Below are 21,490 nucleotides of genomic sequence, written 5' to 3' on the forward strand. Positions count from 1 at the left end.
GATCGTTTGACCGAAATTGAACAGTTTGCTACTTACGTTATACGAGATGCATATGAGTGCCAAAGTTCTGATGTGCATATTGTGCCCCGAAAGAAAGATGCTGTGATTCAGCTGCGAATTGACCAAGAGCTTATTTTAAAGAGGGTTATTTCAAAGGAAATGTCTGAACGGCTCATTTCGCATTTTAAATTTTTAGGGGGAATGGATATTGGCGAGCGCAGAAAACCTCAAAATGGTGCATTGACCACTTCCATTGATCACTATCAAGTAAATTTGCGTTTATCAACTCTTCCTACTTCTCATGATGAAAGTCTTGTTATTCGGCTTTTGCCTCATCAACAATCTACATCTCTCAAACATTTATCTCTTTTTCCTGAACATACTAAAAAGCTTATTTCTCTCTTGAAATTCTCTCATGGATTAATTATTTTTACCGGTCCTACAGGATCAGGTAAAACCACTACTCTATATACTCTTTTACACGAAGTAAAGCACCTTTTTAATCGAAATGTTATTACATTAGAAGATCCTATTGAAAAACCGAGCGAAACCGTCCTTCAAGTACAGGTAAATGAACGGGCAGGGATTACGTACACGACTGGTTTAAAAGCTATATTGCGCCATGACCCAGACATTATCATGGTGGGAGAAATAAGAGACAGTGAGACTGCCCAAATTGCTGTGAGAGCAGCGCTTACCGGACACTTGGTTTTGACAACGATGCATACTAAAGATACAAAAGGATCTTTGTACAGGCTGCTTGAATTTGGCGTTAGCTTTCAAGAAATGGAACAGACCCTTGTAGCAGTAGCTGCACAGCGCCTTGTAGAAATTCGCTGTCCGCTGTGTTCCGGAAAATGCCACCCCGCTTGTAAAAAAATGAGAAAACATCGTCAGTCCAGCATATACGAATTGCTTTATGGCAAGGAGCTTAGCGCAGTAATGAGAGAAGTGAAAGGAGAAAATGCGGATTATGATTATAAGACGCTCCGAGATGTTATTCTAAAAGGAATCGCGCTAGGCTATTTATATCCGCATTCGCTAGACGGATGGGGGTAAAGACAAATAGACAAAAAAGGTGGTCTCTTGCTCAACAAGCGAAAATTCTTAAGCAGGTCTCTAAGCTCTTAGAAAAAGGCTACACTCTTTCTCAAGCTCTTTCGTTTTTGACGTTTCAAGTATCTAATAAAGAAAAAACGGATATTGAAAAATGTCTTGAGCAGTTAAAACGAGGAGAATCTTTGCACGATGCTTTTGTTAAACTTCAGTTTCACCGTGATATTTTAAGCTATTTATATTTTGCGGAGCAGCATGGAAACCTTCAATTTGCTTTAAAAGAAAGTAGCTCAATGATTGAAGAAAAAGTAAGGCATCGTAAAAAATTTCAAAAGCTTGTTCAATATCCCGTATTGCTACTGCTGTTTATTCTTTCCATTTTATTTGTTTTAAGTACGGTTTTACTTCCACAGTTTGAAGCTCTGTACTTATCCTTTGGAAACAAGCAGTCTTCGTTTATCCTCTTATTTATGCAGGCGATGTCTTTCTTTCCTTTTGTGTTGCCTGCAGTCATCAGTATGCCAATCATCCTGTATTTGTTTTATGTGATGTACATTAAAAAATTGCCTCCAGTAGTTCAAATGCAGCTTTTTATGAGAGTTCCCGTTATCCGAACGTTCACACGGCTATTTAACTCGTACTTTTTTTCTGTTCATATGAGCAATTTACTAAATGGTGGTTTATCTATTTATGAATGCTTTGCTCTTTTTCAAAAGCAAGAGCATCATCCGTTTTTTCAAGTGGAAGCTTTTGCTTTTACAGATCAACTTTCCTCAGGAATGCGATTAGATCATATCGTTTCAGGTAAATCTCATTATGAAAAAGACTTGGCTCATGTTATTGTGCATGGTCAGCAGAACGGTGAGCTTTCTCAAGAACTGTATGATTACAGTCTATTTATGATGGAAAGAATGGAACAGTTTATTTTTCGTATTTTAAAATATGTACAGCCGCTTACATTCTTATTCATCGGAATTGTCATTCTGCTTATGTATATGTCCGTTATGCTTCCGATGTTAGAAGTGATGTCGAGCTTGTAGAAAGGGGAAAGAATATGATTCTAAAAGGTAATAAAGGATTTACCCTTATTGAAATGCTCATTGTTATGCTCGTTATTACCGTGCTTTTGCTCATTATGATTCCAAATGTATTAAAGCATAATACGGTTATTAACAACAAAGGCTGCTCAGCTCTTGTCAAAACCGTAGAGGCTGAGGTACAAGTATATGAACTTGAAAACGGCGAAAAACCAAGTCTAGAAGAGCTTGAAGCAGGAGGCTACTTAAAAGAAGGCACCGTGTGTCCAAATGGTCAAGCTATTCAAATTGACGGTACCGGAAAGGTTACGGCTAGTGGTTCTTCTTAAGCAAAAAGGATTTACCCTCATTGAGATGCTGATGGTTTTATTTATTGTGCAAGTGATGATGTTTTCCATTATCGTAACCATTCGGCCGCTTGTGGAATATTACAAAATCACATTATTCTTGCGACAGCTGCAAAGTGACACGTTTTATGTGCAGCAGACAGCCATGAACCGCGAATCTCCAATTAAAATTAACTTCGCACCAAAGGGAACAGAATATATTGTTTCTGATTCTCGTGCCGTTCTTTATAAGCGTGCCTATGACTCCACCATTCATATCACGTTTGGAAGCGGTAATTCCACGATACAATACAACAAAAACGGCAATATTTCTCAAGCAAAGACCATTTTTATCAGCAGCCAAAAATTTAAATACAAAGTTACTTTTCAAATAGGTAGAGGACGTTTTTATGTGGACAAGATGTAAGGGCCAGCAGGGCTACACCTTGTTAGAAATGCTTGTGTCATTTAGCATGCTTTTACTCCTAACCGGTACAATTATTCCTTTGTATGTTCAGATGAAGGAAGCAGAAAAGAAGCAATATGTTTCGTATCAAGCCGATGCTATCTTGCACGAAGAGCTATTGAAATATAAATATGAAACAGGATATAAACGGCGAGAAAAAATCGTAAAGGAAAACGTTGCATTTTATTTGAAATGGAACGGAGAAAGTGCTCAAAAGCTTTGTGTAGAATGGACAGATTCCGCTGATAAAATGAAAAAGAAGTGTGATGTGATGTTGAAGTGAAAAGTGAAAAAGGCTTTACGCTTGTAGAGATGTTAGTCAGTTTTACTCTTTTTTTGCTCATTGTTTCATTTTTCCCCATTATTATTCCGCTAGCTAAGCAAACATATAATCCAGACTTTAGTATGAATGAAATGGAGTGGGAAATTTTTGTGAATCAACTTGCTATGGAATATCGAGAAGCAAAAGAAGTGAGAATTCATGCGACTACTCTTACGTTAAAAATGGAAAATAATCAGGTCATCACGTATGAACGATATGAAGACAAGATAAGAAGACGAGTGGATGAAAGCGGTCATGAAGTTGTGCTGCAGCATATTAAGAATATTATGTATGAACAGCAAAAAGAAAGGCTGTTGATTCGTTTAACAGACGGTGTTAACAAAGGTAGAGAAGAAACCATTACGACGTTTTTGATGCTTGCTTATGAAACATAATGAGCAAGGGTTTGTTCTCCCGGTTGTTTTGGCATTTTGTGCGCTTTTTCTTCTGTTAGTAGCTCAGCAAACCACTTATTTTGTGACGAAAAGTTCATTTTATCAAGAAGTAGAGCAGAAAAATCGTCTGCAGCATCTTTTAGAAAACGCGGTTGTACATGTGAAAAAAGAAATAAAAGAACATAGTAAATCTCCATCTACACCCCTCATATTAGAAACGGGTACGGTTTCATACGAAGTAGTAAGTGAAGATGAACAGATGATTATCCTAAAAATAAAGTGTCAAACACTGCAAGGAAGAGCATTGACAGAAACCGCATATATTCAAAAAAAGGATCAACACATTGTGAAGTGGACGGATTAAGTCTCTTTCTCTACGGATATAATAGTGCTGAGGAGATGATTATATGAAAACGAATGATTATGTAAAATATATGACTCAGCAATTTGTGCAATATATGGATCAGCCAAAAGAAGAGAGGAAAACGAAAAAGATTCAAAAAAAAGAAGAGCGAGCACCTTTTGCAAACAGATGGTTTGGAATGATTCCGCTGTCGTTTATGCTGTGGTACCGAAAGAAAAAAGAAAGATGAGCATAGCATATGCTCATCTTTTTTTAACCGGCTTGTGTTTTATTAAATTGACGAGACATCGTTTCGGGCGATATGTAAAATAAGCCACCGTTTATAAACTTAAATAATATAGTCGGTTCGTACAGCTCTTGAAGCGCTGTTTTTTCGGTCACATATATTTCTGGCAGCTCTTCTGCTGTTTCGTAAAAATGATCAAGAAGCGCTAAGTCTTCATACCATCTTTCCTGCGCTTTTTCTGCCCATTCAGTCGGCTGAGCTTTAACATAGTCAGTCACGTATGATGTGAGTCGTGCAATCGCACTTTTCGGCCTAATAAAAGGTGAAAGAGTAAAGCAATAGTCTGAGATTTTAGATGATAAATTTTGATGAATGATTAATTCATGAAAGGATTCAATAATTTGTCCATTGATTAAATTAATGCCAAGCGACAAGAGCTCATCTTTTTTACGATCGCATTTGTACGAGACTTTAATATTTAACGCAAGCCAAGGGTGTAAAGGCTGATTTGTTGGCTGTGCTGATGCAACTTGTTCATACAGATGAATAAATCCGCCTAGCTTTTGAGTAGAAGCGAAAATTTGATGCAGCCTAGGTGAACCAAAATGAATTCGTTCTCCTTGAACAGAATCATCTTCAAACGCTGGGTCTGTAATGAAAGTGAGTGAAGCAGGATTTGCTTCTCCGCCTGTCTTTTCAACATAATGCCAATAAAATGGACGATTCATCAACTCTTTGTCAAGTTCGATCGTTAATTGAACCGTTAGATAAGATGGCGTTTCTGTGATAATAGAACAATTATTAGCTAGAAAGTAACGCTTTAAAAATTGATGAATATCAGTTTGCTGCATGCTGATCCTCCTCGCTGTCTTCGTATTGAATAATAGACGTCAAGTTCTCCATTTTGATTTTTATTTCTCCTTCACTCCGTGAATGAAATAAAATATCTTGAATATGCTCTTCGATATTTTTTAAATCAAGCTTTGTTAAAATATCATCTAACTCTCCAACAACTCGTTCAAAAAGATTTATTTTTTCGTATAATAATTTTAAAATATGTTCTTCGACCGTATGTTGAATGGCTAAATTGTAAATGTGAACATCATGTTTTTGACCTAAACGATGGACCCTTCCAATTCGCTGTTCTAGACGCATTGGATTCCACGGCAGATCATAGTTAATAATATGATGACAAAACTGAAGATTGATTCCTTCTCCGCCCGCTTCAGTGGCAATAAATACTTGCGCGTGGCTTTCAAAAAGCTGCTTCATCCAGTCTTTTTTACCTCGCTTAAATCCTCCTCTAAACGGTACAGAGGTAATTCCGTGCTGTTTTAAATACCACTGTAAATACAGTTGAGTTGCTCTGTACTCAGTGAAAATAATGACTTTGTCATCAATTTTTTGAACGAGCTCCAGAACTTTTTCTGCTTTTGCATTTTGCGGCACTTGCTGAAGTAGTTCCATTAACGGAGTAATCATATGTTCCGTTAATGCGCTGTTTGGATCTTCCTGACGTTCCAGCATGTTTTTTAATGTCATATACACCGCTTCACGGCTGCTGCAGGCCTCTCGCTGCAGGGTTAAAATTGAAAAAGCGCTTGAAGGGTGGAGTCCGTTTCCTTTAAAAGATGTAATCGCATCGTATAGCTCCCGTTCTTTCGGCGAGAATTCAACAGGAATGGTTTGAACAATTCGCTTCGTCCATTCGATACCCGTATCGTGGCGGCGATTTCGAATCATAACTTTGTTAACAAGCTCTTTTAAGTGTTCATCGTTTTGCAAAGAGCGTTTTTTAGCGGAAAATAATTCTTCGAAATAGTCTTTATTGCCGAGATGACCAGGCTTTAAAAGAGAGACTAAGTTAAAAATTTCTTCAATTCGATTTTGAATCGGTGTTGCGGTTAGCAACAGACAAAATTTCTTTTTTAGACTTTGCACAAATTCATAGTTTTTTGTTTTGTTGTTTTTAAGTTTATGAGCTTCATCAATGATGATGAGGTCGTAGTCTTGTTCTAGCACAATTTCTCGATGAGGAGAACGTTTTGCTGTATCAATTGAAGACACAACGATGTCACACTGATCCCACACATATGATTTTCTTTGAGGGACTGCGGGAATATAAAATTTTTGGTTCAATTCCATAGCCCACTGGGAAACAAGCGAAGCTGGAACTAAAATGAGAACTTTTTTAACAAGTCCGCGAATCATATATTCCTTCAAAATTAACCCTGCTTCAATCGTTTTGCCCAGTCCTACTTCATCTGCTAAAATGGCTTTTCCATTCATTGTTTCAACTACTTGTTTGGCTACCTCGAGCTGATGAGGAAGCGGCGTTAAATCGGCTAGATGTTTTGGGCTTTGTAGTCCTTCAAATTCTGAGATAAGCGTTTGGTCTTCTATTTCATAGGCAAGTTTATACAAATCCCATGCAGACCAGGGTCCGTCTTGCTCCAATTTAGTTGAGAAGGCTGCTTCCCATGTTTCATCGATGTTTAATTTCACTTTCATGATAAAAATGCTCCTTTGTAAAAAATTTTTATTGAACAAATGATAAGAATCAGGTAGGATAAAAATATATTTAGAAAATTTTAAAAAGAAAATAGATTAGCACTTTACAAATGATTGTGTGAATAAAGATAGATACATCTTTCAGTAGTATGCCCAACTTTACCAATTTTATAGAAGCGAATGACGACACGGGGAGAGACTACTTGAATGTAGCGCCGAAGGAGCAAGCAATAAAATTGTGAATCTCTCAGGCAAAAAGACTCTTGTTTGACGCAGCTCTGGAGAGTGTCTATACGTTTATAGACCACCCACGAGGCAAACCTATTCGTTTATAGGTAAACTTTCAGGTGAAAAGGACAGAGACTTCCTACTAAATACAGTAGGGGGTTTTCTGTCCTTTTTTGTTTGGATACATAGTGATCCCCACACTATTTGAAAACTCCCCGTTATGAAAAGTTTCACGTGAAAAAGAGGAGGACATAAAAATGACAACAGAATTACACAGAACGCCGCTTTATGATACCTATCAAAAATATGGTGCCAAAACAATTGATTTTGGAGGATGGGCTCTTCCCGTTCAATTTTCTTCTATTAAAGAAGAGCATGAAGCTGTACGTACAAAGGCAGGCCTTTTTGATGTCTCTCATATGGGAGAAATTCTTGTAACAGGAGCTGATAGCTTAGCCTTTCTTCAGCACACGATGACAAATGACGTTTCTGCCCTCGTAGATGGAAAAGCGCAGTATACGGCTATGTGTTATGAAGACGGAGGCACGGTAGATGATTTGCTGATTTATAAAAAAGCAGATCAAGAGTATTTGCTAGTCGTAAACGCTGCTAATATTCAAAAAGACTATGAGTGGCTGGTATCTCACAAACAAGGAGATGTAACGCTCGTTAATCAATCTGATGAAACTGCGCAGCTAGCTTTACAAGGTCCTGTAGCAGAAAAAGTTTTACAAACGTTAACGAACGAAAATTTATCTTTATTAAAGCCGTTTACATTTGCTGATGATGTAGAAGTAGCGAATGTAAAAGCTCTCGTTTCACGTACTGGGTACACCGGAGAAGATGGCTTTGAAATTTATTGTTCTTCAGCTGACGCCTCTCACTTGTGGACGGCTATTTTAGAAGCTGGCAGTGATGAAGGTGTGTTGCCTTGCGGATTAGGCGCTCGCGATACGCTTCGTTTTGAAGCCACTTTGGCTTTATATGGTCAAGAGCTTTCAAAAGATATTACGCCCATTGAAGCTCGAATTGGATTTGCAGTAAAAACGAACAAAGACAGCTTTATTGGAAAAGAAGTGTTAAAAGAACAGCGTGAAAGCGGGGCACCTCGTAAGCTGGTAGGAATTGAAATGATTGATAAAGGTATACCAAGACACGGTTACGAAGTATTTGCAGATGAAGAACAAATTGGATTTGTGACAACAGGTACACAGTCACCGACATTAAAGAAAAACATCGGTCTAGCACTATTGTCAGCAGAGTATACAGAGCTTGGTCAAGAAGTGGAAGTGCAGGTTCGGAAAAAACGCTTAAAAGCAAAAGTGGTTTCAACACCTTTTTATAAACGTTCAAAGTAAGCTTTGGGGAGGAATTTAACATGTTACATCGCTATTTACCAATGACAGAACAAGATCAGCAGCAAATGTTAGCAGCAATTGGTGTTTCATCTGTTGATGATTTATTTTCAGATATTCCGCAGCGCGTTCGTTTTCAAGGAGAATACAATATAAAAAAAGCGGCTTCAGAGCCTCAGCTGTTAAAAGAATTAAATAGTATGGCTGCTAAAAATGCTCATTTAAAAGACTATGCTTCTTTTTTAGGAGCAGGAGTTTACGATCATTACATGCCGGTTATTGTTGATCATGTTATTTCTCGTTCGGAATTTTATACGGCCTATACTCCGTATCAACCGGAAATTTCTCAAGGAGAACTTCAGGCCATCTTTGAATTTCAAACAATGATTTGTGAGTTAACGGGGATGGACGTGGCTAATTCTTCTATGTATGACGGAGGAACTGCTTTAGCAGAAGCCGCTATGCTCAGTGCGGGTCAAACAAAAAAGAAAAAAGTACTTGTCTCTGCGGCTGTTCACCCTGAGTCAAAAGATGTGTTAAAAACGTATGCGAAGGGTCAATACATTGAAGTGGTAGAAATCCCTTCAGCAGACGGCGTAACAGATATGATTGCATTAGAAAAAGAGATGGGGAGTGACGTGGCAGCTGTTATTGTCCAATATCCAAATTTCTACGGACAAATCGAGCCGTTAAAAGAAATTGAAGAAATTACCCATCAAGAAAAATGCATGTTTGTGGTTTCAAGCAATCCTTTATCATTAGGTTTACTTACGCCTCCTGGAGAATTCGGAGCTGATATTGTCATTGGAGATGCACAGCCATTTGGTATTCCAAGTCAATTTGGAGGCCCGCACTGTGGATACTTTGCAACTACGTCTAAGCTTATGCGAAAAATCCCAGGACGATTAGTAGGGCAAACGGTCGATGAAAACGGTAAGCGAGGGTTTGTTTTAACCCTTCAAGCGCGTGAACAGCATATACGCCGCGATAAAGCGACGTCTAACATTTGTTCAAATCAAGCGTTAAATGCTTTAGCAGCATCAGTTGCAATGACAGCTTTAGGCAAGCAAGGGGTAAAAGAAATGGCGCTGCAAAACTTATCAAAAACGCATTATGCATATGAAGCGTTAAAGGTAAAAGGGGTAAATGTAGCATTTGAAGGACCGTTTTTTAACGAATTAGTCGTGAAGCTTCCGGTTTCGGTAACAGAAGCAAACAATCATTTATTAGCATCAAAAATAATTGGCGGTTATGATCTTAGCCGTGATAACCAAGCGCTTGAAAATCACATGCTGCTTGCTTTTACAGAGCTCCGTACAAAAGAGGAAATTGACCAACTTGTAAATGAATTGGGGGATCTTCATGCTTAATCAAAATCAATCACTTATTTTTGAAAGCAGTAAAGAAGGGCGAATCGGCTATTCATTGCCAGAGTTAGATGTGCCGCAAGTAAATGCTGAAGAACTGCTTGGGAAAGCGTATGTGCGTACCAAAGCTCCTGAGCTTCCTGAAGTATCAGAACTCGATATTATGCGTCATTACACCGCGCTTTCAAAACGAAATCACGGGGTAGACTCAGGGTTTTATCCGCTTGGTTCATGTACGATGAAATATAATCCAAAAGTGAATGAACAAGCAGCACGCATTGCTGGGTTTGCGCATATTCATCCGCTTCAAGATGAGCAAACGGTTCAAGGTGCTCTCGAACTTTTATATGATTTACAAGAGCATTTAACAGAAATTACAGGAATGGATGAAGTAACACTTCAGCCAGCAGCAGGTGCTCACGGCGAGTGGACCGGGCTTATGATGATTCGTGCCTATCATGAAGCAAATGGTGAGACGCAGCGAACAAAAGTCATTGTTCCAGACTCAGCTCACGGAACGAACCCGGCTTCGGCAACAGTTGCGGGATTTGAAACGGTAACGGTAAAATCAAACGAACATGGTTTAGTGGACTTAGAGGATTTACGCCGCGTAGTAGGAGAAGATACAGCCGCTTTAATGTTAACAAACCCAAATACGCTGGGATTATTTGAAGAAGATATTTTAGAAATGGCTGAAATTGTTCACGCAGCAGGTGGAAAGCTTTATTATGATGGTGCAAATTTAAACGCAGTATTAAGTAAAGCCCGTCCTGGAGATATGGGGTTTGACGTTGTTCATTTAAATCTTCATAAAACGTTTACAGGCCCTCATGGAGGAGGCGGTCCTGGCTCTGGTCCGGTAGGGGTAAAAGCAGATTTAATTCCGTATTTGCCTAAACCAGTGCTTGTGAAAACAGAACAAGGCTATTACTTTGACTATAACCGTCCTCAGTCAATTGGACGTGTAAAGCCGTTTTACGGCAACTTCGGTATTAACGTTCGCGCTTATACGTATATTCGTTCAATGGGTCCAGACGGCTTAAAAGCGGTGACGGAAAACGCTGTGCTAAATGCCAACTATATGATGCGTCGTTTAGCAGAACACTATGAGCTTCCGTTTGACCGTCACTGTAAGCACGAATTTGTTTTATCTGGAAAACGTCAGAAAAAGCTTGGCGTGCGCACCTTGGATATTGCGAAACGACTGCTTGATTTTGGCTATCATCCGCCGACTATCTACTTCCCGCTTATCGTAGAAGAGTGCATGATGATCGAACCAACGGAAACGGAGTCGAAAGAAACGCTAGATGCGTTTATCGATGCGATGATTCAAATTGCAAAAGAAGCAGAAGAAACGCCTGAAGTCGTACAGGAAGCTCCGCATACAACGGTTGTGAAGCGCCTTGATGAAACGCTGGCAGCGAGAAAGCCAGTTCTTCGCTATCAGAAAGAACAGGCTGTTCAAAACGTCTAACAAAAAACCTCGCCCAAAGGCGAGGTTTTTCTATATACATACCATTATTTTTTCTTTTTCACTTTACCGTTCCACATTTTGAAGCCGCCTTTTAAATCATAGATTTCTTGAACACCGTGGCGACGAAGCATTTGTGCTGCGCGTCCTGTGCGCATTCCGCTTTGACAATAGATGTAGACAGGCTGATCTGGACGAAATTCTTTAATGCGCATACGGAACTGTGAAAGAGGAATATTTCGTGCGCCTAAAATATGTCCGTTTTCGAATTCATTCGGTTCACGAATATCAACTAGCTGTGCCTTGCGGTAGCCGCTGCGGAATTCTTCTTCAGTTAACGTTTTCATAATGCGACGTTGGACAAAGAACATAACGACAGAGTATATGATGATTACTCCAAGTAAAATGAGTACTGCTGTAATTGCTGACATGCTGATTCTTCCTTTCTTCGACAAAATCCATACTCTTATTATATAAGTGAATGAAATTAGAAGTAAAGCGATTTTGCCTTGAATCTAGCGGATTTCTTCCCGAAAATGAAAAAACTACCACATTTGAATTCACAGTTTTATGTTGCTCTTTGCTTTTCCTTAGCTCAATCTTTTGGTAGACTAAAAAACGGATTTATTTTTTATATTACATATAGCTGAGGATGAGGTAGATGAAAGCAAAGTGGAGATTTATTGATTCCAACAACCGTTCGCCTTATTACAATATGGCGTTAGATGAAGCGTTATTAGAATGGCATAGTAAAGGAGAAATTCCACCTACGATTCGTTTTTATGGATGGAACCCTCCAACGCTGTCAATCGGTTATTTTCAAAAAGCTGAAAAAGAAATTAACTTTGATAAAGTAAAAGAATTAGGACTAGGCTTTGTAAGACGTCCAACGGGCGGCAGGGGCGTGCTTCACGATGAAGAGCTTACTTACAGCGTAATTGTATCTGAAGAGTATCCTAACATGCCCAAGACAGTTACAGAAGCATATCGCGTAATCTCTGAAGGTTTACTGGAAGGATTTCGTTCGTTAGGGCTCGAGGCTTATTTTGCTATTCCTCGTTCAGAAGAAGAAAAAAATAGCTTAAAAAACCCTCGTTCGTCCGTGTGCTTTGATGCTCCTTCTTGGTATGAACTAGTTGTAGAGGGCCGCAAGATTGCTGGAAGTGCCCAAACTAGACAAAAAGGAGTTATTCTACAGCACGGCTCTATTCTATTAGAGATTGATGAAGATAAATTATTCAGCGTGTTTAATTATCCAAATGATCGCGTGAAAGAAAGAATGCAGCGCGCATTTCGTTCTAAAGCGGTAGCCATTAATGCAATTGCGGGCCGCAAAATCTCTATTGAAGAAGCAAAAGAAGCGTTTTATAAAGGGTTTGCTTCTGCTCTTGATATCGATTTAGAACCGTATACACTGTCTGAAGAAGAGGAAGCATATGTAGAAGAACTAGCGCGTACAAAGTACGGATCGGATGAATGGAACTTTAAGCGCTAAACGGATGCCCATGGGAAATAGATAAAAGTGCAACTTCTTATAAGTTGCACTTTTTATTGGAATTTTTAGAAACAATGCTTGGCTAATAGAATACATAGGGAAGAAAAGTCAAACACTTTTTTTACGAAAAAAAAAATATTTCACTTGACACCCTTCTATATGTAGATGTTTGGAGAAGTGCCAAATACTATATATTGAATTCGTCCAAGCCGTGTGGTAAGTTATTGATAGTTGATTGAAAAACTCTATTTCCTTTAAAAGGAAATAGAGTTAATAAATTTATAGATGTTCGATAGGTAAGGAGTTGTGAGAATGACTGTTTTGTTAAATCAAAAAGTGAATATGAATGTTGAAAAGCTCAATTCAGATATTGAACGCTTTCCGCAAGTACATCCGATTACACCGGATATGAAGTTGACTCATAAAGGTGTTTCAAGATTGGTAATGTTAGACCGCTATGCGTTTAAAGATACGGAAAAATTAACGTTATCAGAAGGAGATTTTGTTGTTCTAACTGTAAAGGAAGATCCAAAATTTCCAGCACGAGGACTTGGCTATGTGGAAAGCATTAATTTTGAGCAAAAAAACGCTGTTGTCAAGGTAGAAGATGAGTTTAGAGGAGCTTTATCGCCTGAAGAAGCAGAAAACGGATTAATCACTCGTTCTTTAGATGTCATTGAAAAACCTCTAGAAGTCTTCTACGAGCAAATTGCAAAACGTAATGCAACAGGTTTAGCTTCTGTGGAAAAAACAGAAGAAAAGCGCAAAGAGTGGTTTGAAAAGTTCTATCAAGAGCTTGTTCAGCTAAACTTTGTACCAGCTGGCCGCGTTCTTTACGGTGCAGGTGCTGATACGGACGTAACGTACTTCAACTGTTATGTAATGCCTTATGTAAAAGATTCACGTGAAGGTATTTCAGAACACCGCAAACAAGTAATGGAAATCATGAGCCGTGGAGGCGGTGTTGGAACGAATGGTTCAACTCTTCGCCCCCGCAACACGCTGGCTCGCGGTGTAAACGGCAAATCATCTGGTTCGGTTTCATGGTTAGATGATATTGCTAAACTGACGCATCTTGTTGAGCAAGGTGGGTCACGTCGTTAACAAACCGGCGACGTAATCTCGTGAATTGCTGGAACACCCTTAGAGCTTTCTTCACCACAACGTGATCGGCAACGATGAGCGTGATGGTTAGAAAAGAGGAAAGATTGGGCAATCAGCAGCCAAGTGTCTTTGGAAACGAAGATAAAGGTTCAACGACTATTGAAACTTCCTAAAAGTTCTAATGTAATAAAACTTTAGTGAATAAAGTAGATGTTATGATGGAAGCAAAGGAAGGAGTAAACCATAGCAAACGGCAACGTCGCTATGGGGCACGAGACAAAGGAATTTTCTTCTTTGATGATATAGTCTGATCTTACATGAAAGTGTAAGAGTACGGCAGAAATGACCGTACCCTTCTTAACGAAGAGTAACAAATTGGGGGCCCAAATGATCATGCTTGCCGACTGGCATCCTGACATTGTAGAATTTATTATTTCTAAAATGCAAAACCCTCGCATTTTACGTTTCTTAATTGAAAACACAAATGACGAAATGATTAAAAAACATGCGCAAGATAAATTGAAGTTCACGCCGCTAACAGAGTCTGAAGAAGCGATGTACCAAGGAATCATTAACTATAAACAAATTCCTGGTCTTGGTGGGTTCAGTGAAAAAATCATCAAAGATGCAGAAGAAAAGCTGCAAACAGGCGGAACGTACAGCGTTCATAACTCAGAGTTTTTAACAGGAGCAAACATTTCTGTATGCTTAACAAAAGATTTTATGGATGCTGTTGAAAACGACGGAGAATACGAACTTCGCTTCCCAGACGTAGAAAGCTATTCAAAAGAAGAAATGGCTAACTACAATGAAAACTGGCACGAAGTAGGCGATGTGCGCGAATGGGCAAAACAAGGAAATAAAGTTCGTACGTATCGTACTATCCGTGCAAAAGAGCTATGGAACTTAATTAATATTTGTGCAACGTACTCAGCTGAACCAGGCATTTTCTTCTTTGACAATGCTAATGATATGACAAATGCTCAAGCATATGGTCAGCACGTTGTTGCAACAAATCCATGTGGTGAACAACCACTTGCACCATTCTCTGTCTGCAACTTAGCTGCTGTTAACCTAGCGCAAATGGCAGATAAAGAAACGAAAACTGTTAACTTTGAAAAGTTACGTCAAACGGTTGAAACAGGCGTTAGAATGCAAGATAACGTTATTGATGCAACTCCTTATTTCTTAGAAGAAAACCAAAAGCAAGCGCTGGGCGAACGCCGCGTTGGCCTTGGTGTAATGGGTCTTCACGATCTTCTTATTTATTGTGAAACAGAGTACGGCTCTGACAAAGGCAATGAGTTAGTAGATAAAGTGTTTGAAACAATTGCAACGACGGCTTACCGCGCGTCTGTAGAGCTTGGAAAAGAAAAAGGAAGCTTCCCGTTCTTAGTGGGCGAAACAGATGCTGAAACGGCTTCTTTACGTGAAGCATTCACAAATACAGGCTTCATGAAAAAAATGCCTGAAGATATTCGTGAAAACATTAAAGAGAACGGTATCCGAAACTCTCATTTATTAACAGTAGCGCCAACAGGCAGTACTGGAACAATGGTTGGAGTATCAACGGGTCTTGAACCTTATTTCTCATTCTCATACTTCCGAAGCGGCCGTTTAGGTAAATTTATTGAAGTAAAAGCTGATATCGTTCAAGAGTATTTAGATCAGCATCCAGAAGCAGATCCAAACAACCTTCCTGAATGGTTCATTTCAGCTATGGAACTTGCCCCACAAGCTCACGCGGATGTGCAATGTGTGATTCAGCGCTGGATTGACAGTTCAATTAGTAAAACAGTAAACGCTCCTCGCGGTTACACAGTAGAGCAAGTTCAAAAAGTGTACGAGCGTCTGTATAAAGGCGGAGCAAAAGGCGGTACGGTGTATGTAGACGGCAGCCGTGATGCACAAGTCTTAACGCTAAAAGCAGAAGAAAATACGTTTGATGAAGAAATTGAAGCGCCAAAAGAAGAAACGAAACCGCACGTTGTGTTAGTTGATACAATTAATGAAATTCGTTCAACTGATGTAACAATCGGTTCTGAAGTAGGTAATACGTGTCCGGTTTGCCGTCAAGGAACGGTAGAAGAAATGGGCGGATGCAACACATGTACAAACTGTGGTGCACAGCTGAAATGCGGCCTTTAATTTTGAACATGATTGACTAGTAAAAGCTGACTCAAACGAGTCAGCTTTTATTATGTATAAAAATGGGGCATAAATAAGAAGCGGGATCGAACGGTTCTTGTATTTGAATAAGCATTGTAGTATGATTTTAATTGAATGTCTTTTATCCAGTTTTATCTTATGACATCGCTTTATTTACACGTTTTTTTCACATAGATTATCAAACATGAACACGATATCACTATAAGAAACAGACATTTATGACTTATTATTAGCAATACATAATATTAATTGGGGGAGATTTCATGCCTACACCGAGTATGGAAGATTATATTGAACAAATATATATGCTAATTGAAGATAAAGGATACGCTCGAGTGTCTGATATTGCTGATGCATTGGCGGTTCACCCCTCATCTGTAACGAAGATGGTTCAAAAGCTAGACAAAGATGAGTACTTAATTTATGAAAAATATCGAGGCCTTGTTTTAACAGCTAAGGGGCAGAAGATTGGAAAACGTCTTGTTTATCGCCACGAGCTTTTAGAGCAGCTGCTGCGCATCATTGGCGTAGATGAGAAAAATATTTATGATGACGTAGAAGGAATTGAACATCATTTAAGCTGGAATTCCATTGATCGAATTGGAGATTTGGTTCAATACTTTGAAGAAAATCATAACCGTATTCAAGATCTTCGCAATGTACAAAAACAAAATGAAGAAGAGCAGAAATTATAAGAAAAAAGCAGCGGCCAATAGCGTCACTGCTTTTTTTCTTTTTATCATAACTTATTGCTGAGTCGACTACAAATGTAGAGTGGGTAGTTTGGAGGAGAGGCTGTGTACGTCGACGGAGTGTTTTCAGGTGGCGGTATTAAAGGGCTTGCACTGATTGGCGCGTTACAAGCTCTAGAAGAAAAAGGCTTGATCTTTCGGCGGTTAGCCGGAACGAGTGCGGGTTCCATTATTTGTGCATTTGTAGCAGCCGGTTATACAAGTGAAGAAATTGTTGAAATGATGAATGAAATTGAGTTATCGTCTTTTTTAGATCAAAGAATGTCTTTTTTACCATCAAGCTTGACAAAGTGGTTGTTTTTATATTGGAAAATGGGATTGTATAAAGGAGAAAGGCTTGAAAAGTGGATTGCTGAGAAATTGCGGAGCAGAGGAATTCGTACATTTGCTGATTTGCCTGATCAGTCGCTACGTATTATTGCGTCAGATTTGACCAACAGTACGATGCTTGTTCTTCCGGATGATTTGCCTAAATATCAAATCGACCCGAATCGCTTTTCTGTAGCAAGAGCCGTTCGAATGAGCTGCAGCATTCCATATTTTTTTGAGCCGGTTAAATTAAAATCTACCCCAAGCAGTTTAATAGTCGACGGGGGCGTGTTAAGCAACTTTCCAATTTTTCTGTTTGATGATGATAAAAGTCTTAAGAAGCGACCGGTAATTGGTGTGAAGCTGAGCCCGAAGGACGAAGAAAGGGAACGGAATAAAATTAAAAATGCCGTTGGTTTATTCAGCGCGCTTTTTGAGACGATGAAAGATGCGCACGATGCAAGACATATTTCAAAACGTCACGAAAAAAATATTATCTTTTTACCTGTTAATCAAGTTTTTGCGACAGAATTTACCCTCACAGAAGAACGGAAGGAAGAGCTGATTGCGTTTGGAAAAAAGCGTACAAGGGCATTTTTGAAAAAATGGTGCTATTAAAAAAACAAGGAGGCTTTTCTCCTTGTTTTTTTAAAAGAATGCTCTATTTTTCTTTTTTCCTTTTTTACCTTCGATGACGGTCAAGTGTGAGTTGTTTTTCTTTTTCTTTAGCGGTTTCGTTGATTTGGATACCGGGCGCTTGTTTGAGCTTCGGTACGTATGCATATCAACTTTGTTGCTTCCTCGCTCTTTTTCTTTTTGACGCAGTTTTGATTGTTTTACTGCGCGCACATAGCCTCTATCTTGACCTTTTGTCTGAGAAGGGCGGAGAATAAACCGATAAACTAAGTAAAACAAAATGATAAACAGAAAAATATAACCTGCTTGACGTAATAAAACAGCTGGATCTGTAATCAACGTAAATGCAAAGCCAATGACTCCTAACCCGATTAGACCATATACAAGTGGTTTCACGAATGGACGTCTCATTTTGTTCACCTCCTAAAATAGTAAAAAAAGAAAGCAAAACGGTGTGGATTAGACAACTTGTTCGTCAGTGGTAGAAGAACGTTCATTTTCAACGCGTAAAAGTTCTTTAAATGAAGCAATCGCAACTTCAACTTGATCATCTTTTGGTTCTTTGGTTGTTAAAAGCTGAAGCCATAAACCGGGATAACCTAAAAAGCGAAGAAGAGGGACATGACGAACTTTATTGGTTAACTGTAACACTTCAAATGATAAACCAAGGACAACTGGGATTAATGCAAGGCGATCCACAATTCGTAACCAAAGAGGATCCGTTGGAACGAGTAGGTAGACAAACATTCCTACAACTACGGTAAAGAGGATAAAGCTACTTCCGCAGCGATAATGAAGTCGAGATTGTGCTTGCACGGCTTCTACCGTAAGTTCAGCATTGTTTTCATATGCATTAATGACCTTGTGTTCTGCTCCATGATATTGAAACACCCGTTTAATAAGTGGCGTTTGTGAAATCACATAAATATAGCCAAGGAGCAATAATAGTTTAAATACTCCTTCAATAAAAACCTGAGCTACACTTGAAGTGAAAACAGGACGTGTCAATTGTGCTAAAAACACAGGAATCAATGTAAATAGTACTTTCCCGAAAAGAAAGGATATTACACCAATAGTTGCAACGCCAAATATTAAAGATAGTTTTGATTCTTTTTTCTCTTTTTGTTGTTCTTCTGCTACTTGAGCATCATCTTCTGGATTCACGTCATAGCGTTCAGAGGAAAAGTTCAAGTGCTGCGTACCGTTTGCACTGGCTTCAACAATAGCAGCAATTCCTCGTAAAAAAGGAATTTTTTTAAAAGCAGTGAGTACGGAATTTGATTTTCTTTTTGAATGAAAATAATCAATAGATTGATCTTTGCGGCGAATAGCCGTCACCATCATACGTTTGCCGCCGAACATGACGCCTTCTATAACGGCTTGACCACCATACGCAGGTTTTTGTAATTTAGACATTTCAGGCACCAACCTAACTTAACTAGACTAGACTTCTTAGTATTTTATATTCTACAGCAAAATCAAATAAACCTCTAGGCGGATGCATGTTATCTAGTTTAGCCAATATTTTTCATCTCCACACCCTTGTTATGAATTTTTTTCCTTTCACTTATAAAATTTGTTTATGAAACTCTGTGCGAAGTAGTTTTAAAATGTCTCTTTGATATCAGGCTCTCTTCTTGCGTATAGGAAGAGTAATAAACGTAAAAACTTAGAAATGAGTCAGTAGGAAATGAGAAAAAAGTTCATACTACATCAAGAGGTGATTAATATGTCAGAACCTAAAGAACAGCATGAAAAAAAACAGGATAACCACCCTACGCATAAACAGGAAATGTCTTTTTTATTTAAAGCCATCTTTATTTCCTTTTTTGGAGGGATTTTCTGGAGCTTTATTGGCTATTTAAATTATCTGTTCAGCTTTAGTGTTATCAATCCAAATATGCTTTTAGATCCTTGGGCATTAGGTGATTGGAAGGACAAAGGAATAGGTGTTATCGTCAGTATTTTTCTTATAGGGGTATTATCTATTGTTGTCGGGTTGTTATACTACGTCCTATTAAAGAAGTTTAAAACAATTTGGATAGGTTTTGCTTACGGCTTATTATGGTGGGCAATTGTATTCGTTGTTTTGAATCCGCTCTTTCCTAACTTAAAAACAATTGGAGAGCTTCCAGCTAACACGATTATTTCATCCCTCTGTATTTATATTTTATATGGTGTATTCATCGGATATTCCATTTCTTTTGAAGCTGCAGAGCTTCAAACAAAAGATGAATCTACAGATTTTCAAACGGCGAATAAGTAGTGTGAATGTTCCAACGTATGCTAATATATTCTATATAATGATTTAAAAAGAAAAATAAAGTGCAAATTCACATGAGTGAGCTGCATAAAGGGTTCGTAGTAGGGGAGAGTGTTGAATTAAGATGAATAAGATTTTAGTAATAAACGGTCCTAATTTAAATCGTTTAGGCGTACGCGAACCAGCGGTATATGGGACAGATAATCTTCAAAATCTTGAAGAGAAACTTCAGCGAGCAGGCAGAGACCATGGGGTAGAAGTTGAGTGCGTACAGTCTAATCACGAAGGTGTAATTATCGACTGGATTCATGAAGCGGATGAGAAATTTGATGGGATTATGATCAATCCTGGTGCTTTTACTCACTACAGTTATGCCATTCGAGATGCGATTGCTAGTATATCTGTTCCTGTTATTGAAGTGCATATTTCGAACGTACATAAGCGTGAAGAGTTTCGCCACCATTCGGTGACGGCACCTGTTACACATGGTCAAATTGTCGGGTTAGGTTTATATGGATATGAGCTTGCCCTGCAGGCACTTTTACAATTAAGGGGGAAATAAAATGAAAATCGAAAAACTACGCGAACAGTTTTCAAAGTTGAATGTGGACGGTGTTGTAATTACAAGTGAATATAACAGGCGCTATATGACCAATTTCACAGGATCTGCTGGTGTCGTTATTATTTCTGAAGACAAAGCGGCATTTGTAACAGATTTTCGTTATGTTGACCAAGCAACTAGTCAAACAGAAGGTTTTGATATCGTTCAACACAAGGGTCCTATTGTAGAAGAAGTAGCGAATGTAGTGAAACAATTTGGAATTAAAAAGCTTGGTTTTGAACAGAATTATGTTACATATGGACAGCATCAATTATTTGATAAGCATATCGGCGCGGAACTTGTTCCAATCTCGCACGCAATCGAAAACTTACGCTTGATAAAGAGTGACTCAGAGATTAAGATATTAAAGGAAGCTGCAAAAATAGCAGATGCAGCATATGAACATATTTTAACCTTTGTTCGTCCTGGTTTAACAGAGCTTCAAGTATCTAATGAACTGGAGTTCTTTATGAGAAAACAAGGCGCAACATCTTCATCTTTTGATACAATTGTTGCTTCAGGGCATCGCGGGGCTTTACCCCATGGTGTTGCTTCTGACAAAGTCATTGAAAAAGGCGAACTTGTAACGCTTGATTTTGGCGCATACTATAATGGTTACTGTTCAGATATCACACGAACATTTGCCGTCGGTGAAGTAAGTGATAAGCTAAAAGAAATTTATAATGTCGTACTGCAAGCGCAGCTTAACGGAATGAGCGGCATCAAAGCAGGTATGACGGGTAAAGAAGCAGATGCGCTAACACGTGATTATATTACAGAACACGGATACGGCCAGTATTTTGGACATTCGACCGGTCACGGCGTAGGGTTAGAAGTACATGAAGGCCCATCACTTTCTGTGAAATCTACAGATGTACTGCAGCCAGGTATGATTGTAACCGTTGAACCAGGTATTTACATACCAGACTTAGGGGGCGTGCGTATTGAAGATGATACGATCGTCACAGCAGAAGGTAATGAGGCATTATCGCACTCATCAAAAGAGTTCATTATTTTATAAAATGTAGGAGGATTTC

The 21,490-nt window shown here is 38.8% G+C and carries 22 protein-coding genes, 2 pseudogenes and 1 riboswitch; of the genes and pseudogenes, 19 read left to right on the forward strand and 5 right to left on the reverse strand.

What is annotated here, in order from left to right:
* The first annotated feature begins 6 nt into the window (after positions 1-6).
* Genes comGA through AC0C45_RS02165 form a run of 8 tightly spaced genes read left to right on the forward strand, consistent with a single transcriptional unit; the run spans position 7 to position 4,195 of the window.
* Positions 7-1,059: a competence type IV pilus ATPase ComGA gene (gene comGA / locus AC0C45_RS02130; protein WP_472927892.1), complete on the forward strand. Its 1,053-nt coding sequence runs from the start codon at positions 7-9 to the stop codon at positions 1,057-1,059.
* Entirely contained in the window at positions 1,050-2,096 is a 1,047-nt protein-coding gene (gene comGB / locus AC0C45_RS02135; RefSeq protein WP_016765561.1) for a competence type IV pilus assembly protein ComGB, read from the forward strand. The genes comGA and comGB overlap by 10 nt, the downstream gene beginning before the upstream one ends.
* Before the next feature lie 14 nt (positions 2,097-2,110).
* The gene (comGC, locus tag AC0C45_RS02140) at positions 2,111-2,422 is read left to right on the forward strand and encodes a competence type IV pilus major pilin ComGC (protein ID WP_016765560.1); all 312 of its coding nucleotides are present in this window, start codon (positions 2,111-2,113) and stop codon (positions 2,420-2,422) included.
* Entirely contained in the window at positions 2,409-2,846 is a 438-nt protein-coding gene (gene comGD, locus AC0C45_RS02145) for a competence type IV pilus minor pilin ComGD (protein ID WP_016765559.1), read from the forward strand. Before comGC ends, comGD begins: the two co-directional genes overlap by 14 nt.
* Positions 2,830-3,168, forward strand: a complete 339-nt coding sequence (locus tag AC0C45_RS02150; RefSeq protein ID WP_016765558.1) for a type II secretion system protein — start codon at positions 2,830-2,832, stop codon at positions 3,166-3,168. Before comGD ends, AC0C45_RS02150 begins: the two co-directional genes overlap by 17 nt.
* A complete protein-coding gene (gene comGF / locus AC0C45_RS02155) occupies positions 3,165-3,602 on the forward strand; it encodes a competence type IV pilus minor pilin ComGF (protein WP_016765557.1) in 438 nt (145 codons plus the stop codon). Before AC0C45_RS02150 ends, comGF begins: the two co-directional genes overlap by 4 nt.
* On the forward strand, positions 3,592-3,966 hold the full coding sequence (gene comGG, locus AC0C45_RS02160; protein ID WP_016765556.1) for a competence type IV pilus minor pilin ComGG: 375 nt from the start codon (positions 3,592-3,594) through the stop codon (positions 3,964-3,966). The genes comGF and comGG overlap by 11 nt, the downstream gene beginning before the upstream one ends.
* Before the next feature lie 43 nt (positions 3,967-4,009).
* Positions 4,010-4,195, forward strand: a complete 186-nt coding sequence (locus AC0C45_RS02165; RefSeq protein ID WP_013059170.1) for a YqzE family protein — start codon at positions 4,010-4,012, stop codon at positions 4,193-4,195.
* A 23-nt stretch (positions 4,196-4,218) separates the two neighbouring features.
* On the opposite strand, the gene AC0C45_RS02170 is transcribed toward AC0C45_RS02165, so the two are convergent.
* Positions 4,219-5,043 (reverse strand): YqhG family protein, encoded by an 825-nt coding sequence (locus AC0C45_RS02170; RefSeq protein WP_016765555.1) that lies wholly within the window; start codon positions 5,041-5,043, stop codon positions 4,219-4,221.
* Positions 5,030-6,703 carry a DEAD/DEAH box helicase gene (locus tag AC0C45_RS02175; RefSeq protein ID WP_013085010.1) on the reverse strand — a complete coding sequence of 558 codons (1,674 nt, stop codon included), beginning with the start codon at positions 6,701-6,703 and terminating at the stop codon, positions 5,030-5,032. The genes AC0C45_RS02170 and AC0C45_RS02175 overlap by 14 nt, the downstream gene beginning before the upstream one ends.
* Positions 6,704-6,883: 180 nt before the next feature.
* Positions 6,884-6,976: riboswitch (glycine riboswitch) on the forward strand.
* Positions 6,977-7,188: 212 nt separating this feature from the next.
* Between AC0C45_RS02175 and gcvT the strand changes: the two genes are divergently transcribed.
* The 3 genes from gcvT to gcvPB are packed head-to-tail and all read left to right on the forward strand — an operon-like array spanning position 7,189 to position 11,127.
* On the forward strand, positions 7,189-8,289 hold the full coding sequence (gene gcvT, locus AC0C45_RS02180) for a glycine cleavage system aminomethyltransferase GcvT (RefSeq protein WP_013085009.1): 1,101 nt from the start codon (positions 7,189-7,191) through the stop codon (positions 8,287-8,289).
* A gap of 20 nt (positions 8,290-8,309) precedes the next feature.
* Positions 8,310-9,656 (forward strand): aminomethyl-transferring glycine dehydrogenase subunit GcvPA, encoded by a 1,347-nt coding sequence (gene gcvPA, locus AC0C45_RS02185; protein ID WP_047932626.1) that lies wholly within the window; start codon positions 8,310-8,312, stop codon positions 9,654-9,656.
* A complete protein-coding gene (gene gcvPB / locus AC0C45_RS02190; protein ID WP_257061270.1) occupies positions 9,649-11,127 on the forward strand; it encodes an aminomethyl-transferring glycine dehydrogenase subunit GcvPB in 1,479 nt (492 codons plus the stop codon). Before gcvPA ends, gcvPB begins: the two co-directional genes overlap by 8 nt.
* 44 nt (positions 11,128-11,171) lie before the next feature.
* On the opposite strand, the gene AC0C45_RS02195 is transcribed toward gcvPB, so the two are convergent.
* Positions 11,172-11,555 carry a rhodanese-like domain-containing protein gene (locus AC0C45_RS02195; protein ID WP_013085006.1) on the reverse strand — a complete coding sequence of 128 codons (384 nt, stop codon included), beginning with the start codon at positions 11,553-11,555 and terminating at the stop codon, positions 11,172-11,174.
* Positions 11,556-11,785: 230 nt separating this feature from the next.
* On the opposite strand from AC0C45_RS02195, the gene AC0C45_RS02200 reads away from it, so the two are divergent.
* From AC0C45_RS02200 to AC0C45_RS02220, 5 genes and pseudogenes are all read left to right on the forward strand, one after another.
* Positions 11,786-12,619, forward strand: a complete 834-nt coding sequence (locus AC0C45_RS02200) for a lipoate--protein ligase family protein (RefSeq protein WP_013085005.1) — start codon at positions 11,786-11,788, stop codon at positions 12,617-12,619.
* Positions 12,620-12,931: 312 nt separating this feature from the next.
* Positions 12,932-13,720: pseudogene (locus AC0C45_RS02205) on the forward strand (ribonucleotide reductase N-terminal alpha domain-containing protein); the annotation flags it as partial.
* Between the two features lie 372 nt (positions 13,721-14,092).
* Positions 14,093-15,871, forward strand: a pseudogene (locus AC0C45_RS02210) (vitamin B12-dependent ribonucleotide reductase); the annotation flags it as partial.
* Positions 15,872-16,155: 284 nt separating this feature from the next.
* Positions 16,156-16,587: a transcriptional regulator MntR gene (gene mntR, locus AC0C45_RS02215; protein WP_034648943.1), complete on the forward strand. Its 432-nt coding sequence runs from the start codon at positions 16,156-16,158 to the stop codon at positions 16,585-16,587.
* A gap of 102 nt (positions 16,588-16,689) precedes the next feature.
* Complete coding sequence (locus tag AC0C45_RS02220) at positions 16,690-17,571, forward strand: patatin-like phospholipase family protein (protein ID WP_016765549.1); 882 nt, start codon at positions 16,690-16,692, stop codon at positions 17,569-17,571.
* A 30-nt stretch (positions 17,572-17,601) separates the two neighbouring features.
* On the opposite strand, the gene AC0C45_RS02225 is transcribed toward AC0C45_RS02220, so the two are convergent.
* Positions 17,602-18,000, reverse strand: coding sequence for an SA1362 family protein (locus tag AC0C45_RS02225; RefSeq protein ID WP_013059160.1), 399 nt, complete (start codon positions 17,998-18,000; stop codon positions 17,602-17,604).
* A 48-nt stretch (positions 18,001-18,048) separates the two neighbouring features.
* Positions 18,049-19,005 (reverse strand): DUF1385 domain-containing protein, encoded by a 957-nt coding sequence (locus AC0C45_RS02230; RefSeq protein WP_034648944.1) that lies wholly within the window; start codon positions 19,003-19,005, stop codon positions 18,049-18,051.
* Positions 19,006-19,318: 313 nt separating this feature from the next.
* Between AC0C45_RS02230 and AC0C45_RS02235 the strand changes: the two genes are divergently transcribed.
* The 3 genes from AC0C45_RS02235 (at position 19,319) to AC0C45_RS02245 (ending at position 21,474) form a co-directional block, all read left to right on the forward strand.
* Positions 19,319-19,855, forward strand: a complete 537-nt coding sequence (locus tag AC0C45_RS02235) for a YqhR family membrane protein (protein WP_016765547.1) — start codon at positions 19,319-19,321, stop codon at positions 19,853-19,855.
* A gap of 121 nt (positions 19,856-19,976) precedes the next feature.
* Positions 19,977-20,414, forward strand: a complete 438-nt coding sequence (gene aroQ / locus AC0C45_RS02240; RefSeq protein ID WP_013059157.1) for a type II 3-dehydroquinate dehydratase — start codon at positions 19,977-19,979, stop codon at positions 20,412-20,414.
* 1 nt (position 20,415) lies between these two features.
* Positions 20,416-21,474 carry a M24 family metallopeptidase gene (locus AC0C45_RS02245; RefSeq protein ID WP_047932624.1) on the forward strand — a complete coding sequence of 353 codons (1,059 nt, stop codon included), beginning with the start codon at positions 20,416-20,418 and terminating at the stop codon, positions 21,472-21,474.
* Positions 21,475-21,490 lie beyond the last annotated feature (16 nt).

This window comes from Priestia sp. VA7, from assembly GCF_055710015.1.